This is a genomic window from Streptomyces sp. NPDC088147 (assembly GCF_044741565.1).
Taxonomy (GTDB): domain Bacteria; phylum Actinomycetota; class Actinomycetes; order Streptomycetales; family Streptomycetaceae; genus Streptomyces.
Genome location: NZ_JBIUSY010000002.1, coordinates 289298 through 303948 on the forward strand (window position 1 = coordinate 289298; position 14651 = coordinate 303948).

Annotated in this window: 12 protein-coding genes and 1 tRNA gene; 11 read left to right on the forward strand and 2 right to left on the reverse strand. The window is 71.2% G+C overall.

Annotation, left to right across the window (positions count from 1 at the left end):
- Positions 1-53: 53 nt before the first annotated feature.
- Complete coding sequence (locus ACIOGX_RS06630) at positions 54-1109, reverse strand: DUF4158 domain-containing protein (RefSeq protein ID WP_401910885.1); 1056 nt, start codon at positions 1107-1109, stop codon at positions 54-56.
- A 186-nt stretch (positions 1110-1295) separates the two neighbouring features.
- Here ACIOGX_RS06630 and ACIOGX_RS06635 point away from each other — a divergent pair, with 186 nt between their 5' ends.
- The 4 genes from ACIOGX_RS06635 (at position 1296) to ACIOGX_RS06650 (ending at position 4857) form a co-directional block, all read left to right on the forward strand.
- Positions 1296-1856, forward strand: a complete 561-nt coding sequence (locus ACIOGX_RS06635) for an Ig-like domain-containing protein (RefSeq protein WP_356508404.1) — start codon at positions 1296-1298, stop codon at positions 1854-1856.
- Positions 1857-2198: 342 nt separating this feature from the next.
- On the forward strand, positions 2199-2540 hold the full coding sequence (locus tag ACIOGX_RS06640; RefSeq protein ID WP_401910888.1) for a chaplin family protein: 342 nt from the start codon (positions 2199-2201) through the stop codon (positions 2538-2540).
- 27 nt (positions 2541-2567) lie between these two features.
- Complete coding sequence (locus ACIOGX_RS06645) at positions 2568-3827, forward strand: hypothetical protein (RefSeq protein WP_401910890.1); 1260 nt, start codon at positions 2568-2570, stop codon at positions 3825-3827.
- Positions 3828-3864: 37 nt separating this feature from the next.
- Positions 3865-4857, forward strand: a complete 993-nt coding sequence (locus tag ACIOGX_RS06650) for a hypothetical protein (RefSeq protein WP_401910893.1) — start codon at positions 3865-3867, stop codon at positions 4855-4857.
- Between the two features lie 160 nt (positions 4858-5017).
- On the opposite strand, the gene ACIOGX_RS06655 is transcribed toward ACIOGX_RS06650, so the two are convergent.
- Positions 5018-5090: transfer RNA gene (locus ACIOGX_RS06655), tRNA-Arg, on the reverse strand.
- Positions 5091-5406: 316 nt separating this feature from the next.
- Between ACIOGX_RS06655 and ACIOGX_RS06660 the strand changes: the two genes are divergently transcribed.
- From ACIOGX_RS06660 to ACIOGX_RS06690, 7 genes are all read left to right on the forward strand, one after another.
- Positions 5407-7008 (forward strand): dynamin family protein, encoded by a 1602-nt coding sequence (locus tag ACIOGX_RS06660; protein ID WP_401911997.1) that lies wholly within the window; start codon positions 5407-5409, stop codon positions 7006-7008.
- A 170-nt stretch (positions 7009-7178) separates the two neighbouring features.
- Positions 7179-9197 (forward strand): GTPase, encoded by a 2019-nt coding sequence (locus tag ACIOGX_RS06665; protein ID WP_401911999.1) that lies wholly within the window; start codon positions 7179-7181, stop codon positions 9195-9197.
- A gap of 111 nt (positions 9198-9308) precedes the next feature.
- The gene (locus ACIOGX_RS06670) at positions 9309-9896 is read left to right on the forward strand and encodes a single-stranded DNA-binding protein (protein ID WP_401910896.1); all 588 of its coding nucleotides are present in this window, start codon (positions 9309-9311) and stop codon (positions 9894-9896) included.
- 223 nt (positions 9897-10119) lie between these two features.
- Entirely contained in the window at positions 10120-11544 is a 1425-nt protein-coding gene (locus ACIOGX_RS06675; protein WP_401910899.1) for a Cys-Gln thioester bond-forming surface protein, read from the forward strand.
- Between the two features lie 210 nt (positions 11545-11754).
- The gene (ettA, locus tag ACIOGX_RS06680; RefSeq protein ID WP_129771163.1) at positions 11755-13419 is read left to right on the forward strand and encodes an energy-dependent translational throttle protein EttA; all 1665 of its coding nucleotides are present in this window, start codon (positions 11755-11757) and stop codon (positions 13417-13419) included.
- Between the two features lies 1 nt (position 13420).
- Positions 13421-13891, forward strand: coding sequence for a thioesterase family protein (locus ACIOGX_RS06685; protein ID WP_356508388.1), 471 nt, complete (start codon positions 13421-13423; stop codon positions 13889-13891).
- On the forward strand, positions 13888-14586 hold the full coding sequence (locus ACIOGX_RS06690) for a hypothetical protein (protein ID WP_401910902.1): 699 nt from the start codon (positions 13888-13890) through the stop codon (positions 14584-14586). The genes ACIOGX_RS06685 and ACIOGX_RS06690 overlap by 4 nt, the downstream gene beginning before the upstream one ends.
- Positions 14587-14651 lie beyond the last annotated feature (65 nt).

Consider the following 14651-nt stretch of genomic DNA (forward strand, 5'->3'; position numbering starts at 1 on the left):
GGACGGGCCCGCGCGCCCACGAGCGTCGCTCCGTCAGAAGGTATGTCGCCCGATCAGCCTCTCGCGGCGTCTCCCGGCGCTCTCTTCCGGCCCGGTCCGCGTCCCGATATGGAGATCAGCAGCTCCACCAGCGAGTCGGCGATCTCCCGTTCGCGCTGGTGCAGCAGGGCGGCCAGCAGTGTCACTCGCAGTGGCAAGGGGTGCGTCCGCAGACGGGAGGGGGACTCCGCCTCGGCCCGCGCCCGCCACCCGGCCACCACGGCCGGCGCGATGCCGCCGAACAGGTCCGGCGGCAGCTCCACCGCCCGGATCGCGAGCAGCTTGTCGATCTCCACGAGCATCGCCCGCCGGTCGAGATCGCCCGGAGCCAGAGCCAGAGCCGGAGCCGGAGCCTCCTTGATCTTCCTCAGCCCGATGTCCCTCAGCCCGATGTCCCTCAGTCCGGTCTCCCTCAGTCCGGTCTCCGTCAGTCCGATCGCTGTTGCTGTTGCTGTTGCTGTTGATGGAGGCGATTCGTTCCTGCTGTCCGCCGTGTCGTCGCGCACCGCGTCGCCGTCGTCCACCAGAGAAACGATCCGCCTGACACTCGCCGCGGTCAGTCGCGAGGAGATCCACGCCGTCAGGGACTCCTCGGCCGCCCGCAGGGCGGCTTTGACGATCCGGTCGCAGCGGCCGGGCGTGGGCGGCTCGATGCTCTGGGCGCGTAAGCGCGCGAGCAGTTCCGCCCGCACCCGCTCCGGCCGGCGTTCCTCGCGCGCGACATGCTCGGTCAGGTACGCCGTCACCTCCTCCGCGTCCGCGACGGTGCATTCGCGAAAGCCGAAGTGCCGCCGGATCTGGGCGCGGTGGTACTCGATCGTGCGGCCCGTCCAGTCGTAGGAGTCCAGCTCGGCGGCGGGCACCCGTACCTGCCGGGCCAGGAAGTCCACCGCCCGGTCGGGCACTTCGGACCGGGCGCGGGGAAACCGGCCGTAGCGCGTATGGAACTTGAGCAGCACGGCGAACCCGAGCCGCGTGGGGCCGCGTTTGCCGGACACGAGTTCGCGCTCGTGCTCCAACAGCGTCCAGTTTTCGGTTAGTTCATGAACATTCAACGAGATATGGTCCACGATCGCCGATCATCCTCGCGGGCGTTCCGCGCACGCAATCGAACGACGCCACTCGTCCGAGGGGTGCGTGACGGTTTGCGGCTGGTGGCGGATTTTTGAGGGCAGTCTGTGCGGGCAGGCCGAAACCGGCCTTCGTGTGACAGCTCAGCTGACGTTCCATCGCACTTGATCATGAGGAGTTTTCCCATGTCACAGCCGACGCCCGGCTACTACCCTCCCCAGCAGCCGCCGCCGGCCGGGTACTACCCGCCGCAGCCCCCGCCGCCCGGCTACTACCAGCCGCAGCAGCCGCCGCCCCCCGGCTACTACCAGCCGCAGCCCGGGTACTACCCGCCCCAGCAGCCGCCGCCCGGCTACTACCCGCCGCAGCAGGGGTACTACCCCCCGCAGCAGCCGGTCGACCCCGAGGCCCCGCGGCCCAAGAAGTCCACGTTCCTCGAAGCGCACACGGTGAAGGGCAGTGCGCTCCAGGGCAAGGCGAGGGCGAAGGTCGAGGCGGTCCTCACCGACGGTGACGGCCAGGGAGTCCCGGATCAGCTGATCCACTTCTATGTCGCCACCGGCGGACAGGAGCTCGGCTCCGCGCGGACCAATGACCAGGGCAAGGCGTCGTTCGACACCGGCACCCAGATCAGCGACCCCCAGCTCATGGCCACCGCGGCGGCGTCCGGCTACATCGCCGAGTTCAAGGGCAGCCGCACCTACTACTCGACCGAGGCCAAGGGGAGCTTCAACGTCGGTCTCTAGTGGCCCCCGGCCGCTGAGTCCCTGACGACCCGCGACAGTGCGCGAGCCCGGCTCCCCCCACCCGCGTCGGCTCGGCGCACTGGACCGTTCCTCGTAGCCCGCTGTCAGCCAGGCAGCGGGCTACGGGGTCGTGCCGCGTCAGTGGACGGGCCCTGGGCCGACGGGTCCGGGAGGGGCCTCTTCGGTGGCGTCCCGTCCATCCCGTACGTCCCGAGAAGAGCCTTCCGCGTTACGTGCCCTGAAGGATGGGACCTCGTTTACCGGGAGAGGCCCGGTTGACCCCCGGGTGTGATCTGAGCAGGTGTCGGCCGTGGCCGAACGCTGCCGCGAGGACGGAGCGCTGTGCATACGCGATTGATCGAAGAGCGTCCGGTGAACGAGGGCGTGGGGGACGGAAACGGCGGTGCCCGGCGAGCAGGACGGCGGGCGGCCGCGGTGGGAACGGTGCTGGGGGCCGCGCTGGTGCCGGCCGGGGCGGCGCACGCCAATGTGGTCGGTATCGGGAACGCGACGTTCGGCAATACGTGCGCCAACCAGGGCGGCGGGGCGCACACGGCAGGCGGCACGGTGGCCGGGGCCGGTGCGGTGAGCGGGAATCACGCCGCTCTTCCGCTGGATCTGCCGCGTAACCACTGCGGTAACAGCGGCATCATCTGCACCGTTCTGATCCGGGCAGCCTACTGACTCCTGACCGAATGAGGAGGGGCGATCGTGAGGCGTTCGGTGGCAGGCGTATCGATGCGGGACGTTCCGGTGCGGGAGTTGGCGGCGCTCAGCGGGCGCGCCGTGCCGTCGCTGCGGCGGTGGGTGGCCGAACGCCCCCGGCTCGGTGTGGCACGGGCGTTGCTGGTGCTGGCCACCGGCGACGCGCTGAGCGACGCGGAACCGCGGGACGAACTGACGGTCGCCCACGAGGACGCGCGGAGTGCGGACGCGCGGTCGATGAGCCTGGTGTACGGCGTGTTCCTCCACACGCATCGCCAGTACCGGATGACGGCCGATCACCTGCTCGCGCACTTCGCGCGGTGGCCCGGTGACGAGGTGGCCGGACTGATGCTCGACGCCTTCCACGCCTACGGCGAGGACGGATACCGCGCGCGGGGCGATGCGCTGGCCGAGGAGCAGTACACGCTGTCAGGCCCGGAGAGTTGGACGTGGACGAGCCGGCTGGCCTGGGTACGGGCGGAGCAGGGCCGCGCCGAGGAAGCCCATGAACTCGCCGACCGGGCGCTGGCCCTGTTCCCGCGCTCGGGGCCGGCGGCCCATGCCCGCGCCCACGCCGAACACGAACAGGGCGCCGGTCCCGCCTCCACCGCTTTCCTCGACACGTGGCTGGCGGCCGACCCGGAGGCCATGCAGTTCAAACACCTCAACTGGCATGCCGCGTTGCAGTCGCTGGCCTGCGGCGATTTCGCGGACGCACGCCGTCGGGCGGACGAGGTGCTGGGCCGCGCCGACGTGGGCATGCGCTCGGCGACCAACTGGCGGCTGCTGCTGGCCGGGCAGACGCCCGCCGGCCGCTGCGACCTCGCGCACGTACGGGAGTTGCTGGCGGCTCCCGGCGGGATGGCCGAGGTCTTCCATACGTTCAACCTCGCCCTGGCGCTTGCGGTCGAGGCGGCCACCGACGATCTGCGCGCCCTGGCCCACCGGGCGGCGCGCGACGAACGGCCTGACTACCAGTACGTACTGGCCCCGGTCGTCCGGGCGCTGGCCGAGATCACCGCCGGCCGGACGGCGGCGGCCGTGGACCTCCTGACCGGCCTGAGCGAGCGGACGGAACGGCTCGGCGGCGTCCGGGTGGAGCGCGAGATCGTTCAGGACACCCTCGCACGCGCCCTCGTGGACACCGGCGAGCACGCCCGAGCGGCCACGCTCCTGCACCCTCGTATCAGCACGCGGGCGCACCACGCCTACGAGGACCTCCTGCTCGCCCGCAAGGCACCCGCGGCCGTGCTCACGGTCGCCTGAGACTTCCGCCCTCGTCCTTCCCCGGAGGAGATGTTCCATGGCCGCGCCCCAACTGATCGTCGTCTCACCGCGTGGCAGCGGGACTCCACTGCTGACGGAGTTCACGGCCGCTCTCGGCTACTCCTCCTACGGGACGATGAGCGGTGTCCGGCCCGCGGGCGACGAGCCCGGTTCGGGTCCCGGTCCCGGTCCCGGTGAGGTCTATCCCCTGCTGGTGGCCTCCTACGGACAGGACCGGGCCGTACGGCTGCTGCGGCGGCGGGACGAAGAGCGGGACGAGCTGAAGTCGGCCTTCCAGGAAGCGGTCAGCGCGCTGTGGCGGGTGTGGTGGACGCGCCTGGGCCAGCCGGTCACCCTCGTCTCCCCCATGGATCCCGCGCTCGAAGGACGTCTGGGCCGGGTACCGGACGGCGAACTGCACCGTCTTCTGCCGGGCCGGGGCTGCTGGTACGTCACGAGCCTCGACCTCCAGCGGGCCGAGGCCGGCTTCCTGCGCGCCTGGCACGCGGACAAGCAGCCGCCGGTCATCTTTCATCACCGCGATGTGCGGGACCGGATCATCAGCCAGATCCGGCTGCTCTCCGGGCCCGCGGAGCGCGTCGGATCCCTCCCCGACCACCTCATCTACCGGGACATCGTCAGCGCCCTGCCCACCATGGACGCCAGAATCACCCTCGCGCTGACCGACCCCGCCTTCCCCGGCATGGAGGAGGCCCGCCGCTGCCAATGGCTGGCGCGCCACCCGGCGGTGACCGTGATCAGTCATGAGGAACTCGCGGGCCCCGCCCACGGCGGAACCGCCGAAGCCCGCGAAGAGGCCGTGACCCGCCTGCTGCACGCCACCGGACACCCCTCCCTCTCCCCGGATTCCCTCTCCCCGGATCTGCCCTCCCCGCGCTCCGGCGACGGCGACGACCTGGAGGTGGGTGTCTGGCGCCGGCATTTCACCCCGGCCCACGAACGGATCTTCTCCCGGCTCCACAGCGACCTGCCGGCCATGCCAAGCACCCTGCCCGCCGGGAGCAATTGACAGCGGCGCGCGGTGCGCCCCGAACGCCGTGTCGCCCGCGCCGGTGCCCCGCACCTGCGCTGTCGACGTTTACGGCGTCGCTACAGCGTGCCCGCTAGATTTGCGCTGACCTGCGCAAAGGCCCTCCCTGAGGGAGGGCCGTGCACCGCGCGTAGAAAAGCGCCCCCGGCAGGACTCGAACCTGCGGCCAAGTGCTTAGAAGGCACCTGCTCTATCCACTGAGCTACGGGGGCCGGGTGGTGGCCTCGGTGACCTGGAGCCCCGGTTGGGTAGTTCCATGACGTTGCCGGGACAAGGATAGGGCTCCGATCCCCTTGACCCGGTTGCTTCACGCCCGTGGCACGTTGTGGAGGTTCAGTGAAGCGAACCGATAATCGCAGGCAGGTGCGATTCACGCATCGCTTTTGGCCCTCGGCGCCCCGGGTGTTGTGCAGTCGTTATGCCTGTGCCCCACTCGTCCCGTCTGTCCCGAGTATGTGATCGGCGCGCAGAGATGTCCATACGCTTCAAAAAGGCTCCAAAATTGGGCATTCTTCGCATGTGGTGACCTTGGACGTACGGCCCCAGCTGCTCGACGCACTTTCCGCACTGCGCGACCGTGTCGCCGCCGTGCGTCTTCCACTGCCTCTCACCGGGGCGCCGCGTGCCCGGCAGACCAGGGCCGAGCTGCTCGCGCAGCTCGACGACTACCTGCTGCCCAGGCTCAGGGACCCCGAAGCACCCCTGCTCGTGGTCGTCGGGGGGTCCACAGGCGCCGGGAAGTCCACGCTCGTCAACTCCCTTGTGGGGCGGCGGGTCAGTGAGGCGGGGGTGCTGCGGCCCACCACACGCACCCCCGTACTGGTCTGCCACCCCGAGGACCACCACTGGTTCGCCGGGATGCGGGTGTTGCCGCATCTGACACGCGTATGGCTGCCGCAGCAGGAGGACGACGCGGGAGTCGGCGCGGACGGGACGGTGCCCGTGGAGCAGAGCGCGCTGCGTATCGACACCGCCGCCGCTCTGCCCCGCGGGCTCGCGCTGCTCGACGCGCCCGACATCGACTCGCTCGTGGTGGACAACCGGCTGCTGGCCGCCGAGTTGATCTGCGCCGCGGACGTGTGGGTCATGGTGACCACCGCCTCCCGGTACGCGGACGCCGTGCCCTGGCATCTGCTTCGTACCGCGAAGGAGTACGACGCGTCGCTGGTGACCGTCCTCGATCGGGTGCCGCACCAGGTGATCGACGAGGTCTCGCGGCAGTACGCGGCGCTGCTGACCCGGGCCGGGCTCGGTGACGTACCGCGCTTCACCATCCCCGAACTGCCCGAGTCCGCGGGCGCGGGACGGGGCCTGCTGCCCACCACCGCCGTCGCGCCGCTGCTCGCCTGGCTCGCGCACCGGGTGCAGGACCCGGCGGCCCGTCAGCAGGCCCTGGTGCGTACGGCGGCCGGGGTCATCGACTCCCTGAACGCGCGGATGCCGGAGCTGGCGGGGGCGGTGGCCGCGCAGTACGCCGCCGCCGTGCGGCTGACGGGCGCGGTGGAGGACGCCTACGCGGCCGAGGGCGAGCGGGTACGCAGACAGCTCCAGCGCGGGGCCGTGCTCGCCGGGGACGCGCGCACGCGCTGGCGCGGCTATCCCCGGGACAGCTCGGCGCGGGAGCTGCTCGACTCGCTGGTGGAGAGCCTGGGCGCCCTCCTCCAGTGCGCGGTGGCCGCCGCCGAGGAGCGGGTGGGGGAGGCGTGGCAGCGCGAGCCGGCCGCCGGGGCGCTGCCGGTGCCGGGCCCGGACGGGGAGGCGGCGGAACGGGTCGGGATGGCCGTACGCCGCTGGCGCCGCGTCCTCGAGGAACTGGCCGAGGAGGAGGTGCGCCAGCTCGAACGGACGCCCGCGCCCGACGCCGAGACGGTCGCGGCGCTGCTCGCGGCGGCCCTGCTGGGCGGCAGACGGGCCCGGCTCGCGGGGGAGCGGCTCGCGGAACGGGTCGGGGCGCACGCGGCGCTGCGGCTGCGCGACCGGGGCGGCGAGCTGGTGACGACGTACATCGATCGCGTGCTGCACGGGGAGCGCGACCGGCGGCTGGCGCCCCTCGACGCGCTTGAGGTCACCCCCGAGCCGCAGTCCGAGTTGATCGCCGCGCTGTCCGTACTCCAGAGGGAAAAAAGGTGAGCGACGTGTCTCAGGTGACTGGTGTTGCTGGTGAGGCCAGCGAAGCCAATGAGGTTGATGAGGCTGAAAGGGCCGTTAAGACGGATAAGGCTTCCAGGACTCCTGAGAATGGGGCGGAGGGAGCCGAGAAAGTCACCGAGCCAGGGAAGTCCGCGAAGCTCGCGAAATTCATGAAGCCCGTGAAATTCATGAAATCAGCTAAATCGATGGAATCCGGTGAATCCAGGGAATCCGGCGAATCCGGGGAGCCTGATGGGGCGGGGGAGCCCGTCGAGATCCTGGAGCCCGACGACGAGACCCTGGAGCCACGAAGGGCCGACGAGGGGTTCGCGTTCGCCGCCTCCGAGTCCGCCGCCTCCCCGGCCGCCGCCTCCCCGTCCGACGCCTTCGAGTCCGATGTCTTCGTGTCCGCCCCCGACGGGACCGGCTCCGACGGAACCGGCCCCTCCGCCGGCAGCTGGGACGACGGGCTGATCGCCCGCCGTGCCAACGGGAAGGGCTCCCCGGACGGCCTCGGCGGCCTGGACGGCTTCGGCGGGCTGGACGGCCTCGACGGCACGCTGGGGGCCGGTTCCGACGACTCCGAGGTCCACACCCCGATCGGGGGCGCGTACGGCGGCTCTCTGCGGGTACGTCTCGACGCCCTGGGCGAGCTGGTGGGCTTGTCGAGGACGCGGCTCGAAGGGTCCGTACTCGCCGAGGCCGGGCGCGTCCTGGACGAGGCGTCCGCCCGTCAGCGGCTCTCCTCGCGCCATACCGTCGTCGCCATCGCGGGAGCGACGGGCAGCGGCAAATCGACGCTGTTCAACGCCCTGGCCGAGGTGCCGATCTCGGAGACGGGCCTGCGCAGGCCCACCACCTCCGCCCCCATCGCCTGCGTCTGGTCCGACGGCGCCGCGGGGCTGCTCGACCGGCTGGCCATCCCGGGGCGGCTGCGGCGCAAGCCGCTGGCGGGCGGGGACGGCGACGAGGAACTGCACGGCCTGGTCCTCGTCGACCTCCCCGACCACGACTCGGCCGTCGTCCGCCACCGCGAGCAGGTGGACCGGGTGCTCGCGCTCGTGGACGCGGTGATCTGGGTCGTCGATCCCGAGAAGTACGCGGACGCCGCGCTGCACGAGCGCTATCTGCGGCCGCTCGCCGGCCACGCGGAGATCACCTTCGTCGTGCTCAACCAGATCGACCGGCTCCCCGGCGACGCCGCCGACCAGGTGCTCGACGATCTGCGCCGGCTGCTCGACGAGGACGGGATGGCCCTGGGCGAACACGGCGAGCCCGGCGCCACCGTCCTCGCGGTCTCGGCGCTCAGCGGGCACGGCGTGGGCGAACTGCGCGAGCTGCTGGGGCGGTTCGTACAGGAGCGGAGCGCGGCGGAACGGCGGCTCTCCGCCGATGTGGACGCGGCGGCGTGGCGGCTGCGGTCCGCGTATGTCGCCGAGGGGCGTGCCGGACTCGGCGAGCGTTCCCGTGAGCAGTTCGCCGACCGGCTGGCCTGGGCGGTCGGCGCGGTGGCCGCGGGCGAGGCGGCGGAGCGCGCCTGGCGCAGGAACGCGGGGCGCGCGTGCGGAACGCCCTGGCTGCGGCTGTGGCGGTGGTACGAGTCGACGCGGATGCCCGGCGGCCAGACGCAGCGGCCCCCGGAGGTCGTGGAGGAGGAGCTGACGGCACGGCAGCGGGTCGAACAGGCCGTACGTACGGTGGCGGAGGAGGCGTCCGCCGGACTGCCCGCGCCCTGGGCGCACTCCGTGCGCGAGGCGGCGGCGCGGGGCGCGGAGGGGCTGCCGGAGGCGCTGGACGAGCTGGCGGTGACGGCGGCTACCCCGAGCAGCCGGCCGCCGCGGCCCGCCTGGTGGCCCGCCGCCGTGCTGGCGCAGGCGTCCATGACGCTGCTCCAGATCTACGGCGCGCTGTGGCTGGTGGGGCAGATCGTCGGCGTGCTGGAACCGGGGCTGCTGCCGCCGGTGCTGGTGATGCTGGCCGGGATCATCGGCGGGCCGTTCGTGGAGTGGGCGTGCGGGGCGGCCGCGATGGGGCCGGCGCGACGGTACGGGCAGGACGCCGAGCGGCGGCTGCGCGAGGCGGCGGCGGCCTGCGGGAGGGCGAGGGTGCTGGATCCGATCTCGGGGGAGCTGATGCGCTACCGGGAGGTGCGGGAGCAGTACGTGACCGTGTCGCGTACGGGCGGATGAAACGGATGACGGGGTTTTCCACAACCGGCGGGTAATCCACAGCCCTCAGCGCATTCTTTCCATCCGGTCCAGCATGGGATCAGTCAATGCAGCCGGACGGGGAGGGACGTTATGAGCGACACCGTGGTAACCGTGGTGGGGAACGTCGCGACAGGCGTGGAATTCAGGGAGACGGTCACGGGCGGGGTGGCCCGGTTCCGATTCGCGGTGACCGGGCGCCGTTGGGACCGGCAGAAGAACAGCTGGACGGACGGGCCCACGAGCTTCTACACGGTATGGGCGTGGCGGACGCTGGGAGCGAATCTGGCCGCCTCGGTCTCCGTCGGTGAGCCGCTCGTCGTGCACGGCCGATTGCGGGTGCGGGAGGACGAACGGGAAGGGCAGCGCCGGACGTCCGCGGAGATCGACGCGGTCGCGGTCGGTCACGATCTGACGCGTGGGACCGCCGCGTTCAGACGTGTGACCAGGGCGACTCCGTCCCTGACGGAGCGTCACAGTCCGGCGACGGAGGGGGAGGGGCGGGGACGGATCCGGGGGCCGGAGCAGGGGCGGTTCCCCGTGCCGGAGGCGACGGCGGACGGGACGGTGGAGGCGACGCCGGACGCGCCACCCGCTCGGGCGCCGGGGGCGGCACCTCTTCGCGCGCCGGGCGCGGCACCCGCCCGCCCGCTCGTCGCGGCGTCGACTGCCGTTCCCTGAGCGTGGGTTGTGGAGACATGTCGATATACTCGTGTGCATTGCATAGTTCTGCCGGAGTGTCGATAACGATTCCGATTCGGAACGGTTATCAGAGTGCTTGAGTGGACTCCGGCGGTTCGTGCCGTCCATAGGATTCGCGAGTACCCACGGGGCACTTGAGTCTGCTGGCGAGGCATCCCCCCACGCGTTCAACGCGGAAGAATCTCGCCCGAAGGGGAATTCTGTGTTTTCTGCGATATCAGCGTCATCCGTACGGAAGCGGGGCGCCGCCCGTCTCGCCGCCGCGGTACTCGTCTCGGGACTGGTGGCCATGGGCTCGGTGGCCGGCGCCGGCGCGGCCACCGCCGACGAGGTCCCCCAGCACCAGGGCGGCGCCGCGGCCACCCTCGACGGACTGAAGACCTACGACGGCGCCGTGCTCCACAGCGACGGCAAGGACCAGCAACTCCCCGCCGGACTGTTCGAGATGACCGTGGACGGCGGCGGCAAGCTCAAGACGTACTGCATCGATATCCACAACCCCACACAGGACCAGGCGAAATACCTGGAGACCCCCTGGAACCAGACCTCGCTGGGCGCCAACAAGAACGCCGGCAAGATCCGCTGGATCCTGGAGCACTCCTACCCGCAGATAGACGACCTCTCGGCACTCGCCCAGAGCGCGAAGACCGGGCCCCTCACCGAGAAGACGGCGGCGGCGGGCACCCAGGTCGCGATCTGGCGCTACTCGGACAGCGCCGATGTCGACGCCAGCGACCCGGCGGCCGAGAAGCTCGCCGACTGGCTGGAGAAGAGCGCCCAGGACGCCGCCGAGCCCAAGGCGTCCCTCACACTCGAGCCCGGCGCCGTCTCCGGCAAGGCCGGTGAGAAGCTCGGCCCGATCACGGTCCGCACCGACGCCGCCGGTGTCACCGTCACGCCGCCCGCCGACGCCGCCGCCAGCGGCGTCAGGATCACCGACAAGGACGGCGCCCCGGTCACCACCGCCGCCAACGGGACGCAGCTGTACTTCGACGTCCCGTCCGACGCCTCCGACGGCACCGCCTCGCTCGGCGTGCAGGCCACCACCTCCGTACCGGTCGGCCGCGCCTTCGCCGGGGTGACCAAGAGCCAGACGCAGATCCTGGCCGGGTCCAGCGAGTCCACGGTCTCGGCGACGGCGACCGGGACCTGGGCGGAGCAGGGCGCGATCCCCGCCGTCACCGCTCAGAAGAACTGCGCCGCGGGCGGCGTCGACATCACCGCCGCCAACAAGGGCGACGAACCGTTCGTCTTCGACCTCAAGGGCACCGAGTACTCGGTCCCGGCGGGTGAGTCCAAGACCGTCACCGTCCCGGTCGGCGAGGACGAGGCGTACGACTTCACCATCACCGGGCCCGCGGGGTTCACACAGAACTTCAAGGGCGTCCTGGACTGCCTGACCACCAGCGACTCGGGCCCCGTGACCCAGCAGGAGTCCTCGCAGCCGCTCCCGGCCTCGGCCGGCGGCTCCTCCGCGGCCGCCACGGACAACCTCGCGGCGACCGGCTCCTCCAGTGCGACCCCGGTCATCGCGGGCGTCGCGATCGCGCTCGTGGTGCTCGGCGGCGGTGCCGTGTTCCTTCTTCGTAAGAAGAACGCCGCCACGCCCTCGGCTCCCGGAGAGTGAGGGACGTCTCGCGCTGAGTGAGACCTCGCAGCCCGTGGCCCCCGGCACGCACCCGCGTGCCGGGGGCCACGGCCGTGAGAACGGCCCGGGAGCGGTCCGGGGAGCGGTACTGGTTTCCATCGGGGGATGGACATGCGGCAAGATGGCGTGTATCTGCCCTCACGCGGCGGAGCCGCACATTGGCCCTTCTCGATTGCCGGACGGTTTCTCTTGGCTGAGTACATCTACACGATGCGCAAGACGCGTAAGGCGCACGGCGACAAGGTCATCCTCGATGATGTGACGCTGAGCTTCCTGCCGGGCGCGAAGATCGGTGTGGTGGGTCCGAACGGCGCCGGTAAGTCCACCGTGCTGAAGATCATGGCGGGTCTGGAGCAGCCGTCCAACGGCGACGCGTTCCTCTCCCCGGGATACACCGTCGGCATGCTCCTCCAGGAGCCGCCGCTCGACGAGTCCAAGACCGTGCTGCAGAACGTCCAGGACGGCGCCGCCGAGATCATGGGCAAGCTCAACCGCTTCAACGAAGTGGCCGAGCTGATGGCGACCGACTACTCCGACGCGCTGATGGAGGAGATGGGCAAGCTCCAGGAGGACCTCGACCACGCCAACGCGTGGGACCTGGACACCCAGCTCGAACAGGCCATGGACGCGCTCGGCTGCCCGCCCGGCGACTGGCCCGTCACCAACCTCTCCGGTGGTGAGCGCCGTCGCGTCGCGCTCTGCAAGCTGCTGCTCGAAGCCCCCGACCTGCTGCTCCTCGACGAGCCCACCAACCACCTGGACGCCGAGTCCGTGCAGTGGCTGGAGCAGCACCTCGCCAAGTACCCCGGCACCGTCGTCGCCGTCACCCACGACCGGTACTTCCTCGACAACGTCGCCGGGTGGATCTGCGAGGTCGACCGCGGCCGTCTCCACGGCTACGAGGGCAACTACTCCAAGTACCTGGAGACCAAGCAGGCCCGTCTCAAGGTCGAGGGCCAGAAGGACGCCAAGCGCGCCAAGCGGCTCAAGGACGAGCTGGAGTGGGTGCGGTCGAACGCCAAGGGGCGCCAGGCCAAGTCCAAGGCCCGACTGGCCCGTTACGAGGAGATGGCCGCCGAGGCCGACAAGATGCGGAAGCTGGACTTCGAGGAGATCCAGATCCCGCCGGGCCCCCGGCTCGGCAGCGTCGTCGTCGAGGTGGAGAACCTCTCCAAGGCGTTCGGCGAGAAGGTCCTGATCGACGACCTGTCGTTCTCGCTCCCGCGCAACGGCATCGTCGGGGTCATCGGCCCGAACGGCGCCGGCAAGACCACGCTCTTCAAGATGATCCAGGGCTTGGAGGAGCCGGACTCCGGCTCCATCAAGGTCGGCGACACCGTCAAGATCAGCTATGCCGACCAGGGCCGTGACAACATCGACCCGAAGAAGACGCTGTGGGCGGTCGTCTCCGACGAGCTGGACTACATCAACGTCGGCCAGGTCGAGATGCCCTCGCGCGCCTACGTCTCCGCGTTCGGCTTCAAGGGCCCGGACCAGCAGAAGCCGGCCGGTGTGCTCTCCGGCGGTGAGCGCAACCGGCTGAACCTGGCGCTGACCCTCAAGCAGGGCGGCAACCTGCTGCTCCTCGACGAACCGACGAACGACCTGGACGTCGAGACGCTGTCCTCGCTGGAGAACGCGCTGCTGGAGTTCCCCGGCGCGGCCGTGGTCGTCTCCCACGACCGGTGGTTCCTGGACAGGGTCGCCACGCACATCCTGGCGTACGAGGGCGAGTCCAAGTGGTTCTGGTTCGAGGGCAACTTCGAGTCGTACGAGAAGAACAAGGTCGAGCGGCTCGGCGCGGACGCCGCCCGTCCGCACCGCGCCACCTACAAGAAGCTGACGCGAGGCTGAGATGGCCCGCCACTACTACAGCTGCCCGCTGCGCTGGTCGGACATGGACGCCTTCGGGCACGTCAACAACGCGGTCTTCATCAGTTATCTGGAAGAGGCCCGTATCGACTTCATGTTCCGGCTGGCGCCGGGGGACGGCTCGCCGTCCTTCTCCGGCGGGTCCGTGGTGGCCCGGCACGAGATCGACTACAAGCGGCCGCTGGTCCACCGGCACGAGCCGGTGACCATCGAGTCGTGGGTGACGAAGATCAACGCCGCGTCGCTGACGATCGCGTACGAGATCAAGGACGAGGGCCAGGTCTACGTACGGGCCTCGACGGTCGTCGTGCCGTACGACCTGGCGGCAGGGCGGCCCCGGCGGATCACCGAGGAGGAGAAGATGTATCTCCGGAAGTACCTCGACGACGAGGCCGCCACCGGCAGGGCCGAGAGCCCGCGGGACGCCGGGGACAAGGACGCGCTCGCGGCATGACGACGCCCGAGCGGACAGTGGAGTTCGCCGACGCGCGGGAGGCGGCCGATCTCGGCGCCTTCCTCGCCCGGCTGATCCACTACGACCGCGCCGCCGCCGTACGGCTCCAGGCCGGGGGCGGCGCGCTCGCCGTCTTCGGCCGGCCGGCGTCCTTCGAGGTGCTCGCGATCCGTACGGCCAGGCTCGCCGCGCCGTACACGCTCGATGTCACCGTCTCCGCCGGGGAATTCCTCGAGTCGATCGACGAGGCGGCGGGCAGCGCGGCCGTCCCGGCGGCTGTCACCGGCCCGCCGTGGGCCGGGGTGCTGCCACCGCGCGGCGGCTGGCGGCAGGTGCCGGGGCTGCCGGGCACGGACGCCATGCGCGGTGCGCTGGCCGTCGCCGTCGCCGAATTCCGCTCCCGCGACGAGCGGTTGACGCCCGGGGACAGGACCCGTACGGAACGGGACCGGATCGGCCGGGAGATCTGGTCCCGGACCCTCGGCGACACGCCTCTGCCACTGCGGGCCGTGCACGCCGCGCAGTCACTGGGGTTCCTGCGGCCCGTCCGCGCCATGGTGCCGGCCGCCGCGCCCGCCGAGGAACAGCCGGTGGCGCTGCTGGAGTCGGGCGGCTGGCTCCGGCTCCGCACGCCGTACGGCTCGATCGCGCTACGGCGCGCGGGGATCGGCGGTCTCACCGTCACCCCGGTCTGAACCGCACGCCCGGGGACCGGAACGGGACCGGGCCTCGGGGGACCGGCGTGGAGGGACCGGCGTCA

Coding starts and splice junctions, on each gene's coding strand:
- ACIOGX_RS06635 (WP_356508404.1), top strand. CDS start 1,296: ATGTCACAGCCGACGCCCGGCTACTACCCTCCCCAGCAGCCGCCGCCG.
- ACIOGX_RS06650 (WP_401910893.1), top strand. CDS start 3,865: ATGGCCGCGCCCCAACTGATCGTCGTCTCACCGCGTGGCAGCGGGACT.
- ACIOGX_RS06665 (WP_401911999.1), top strand. CDS start 7,179: ATGAAGCCCGTGAAATTCATGAAATCAGCTAAATCGATGGAATCCGGT.
- ACIOGX_RS06670 (WP_401910896.1), top strand. CDS start 9,309: ATGAGCGACACCGTGGTAACCGTGGTGGGGAACGTCGCGACAGGCGTG.
- ACIOGX_RS06685 (WP_356508388.1), top strand. CDS start 13,421: ATGGCCCGCCACTACTACAGCTGCCCGCTGCGCTGGTCGGACATGGAC.
- ACIOGX_RS06690 (WP_401910902.1), top strand. CDS start 13,888: ATGACGACGCCCGAGCGGACAGTGGAGTTCGCCGACGCGCGGGAGGCG.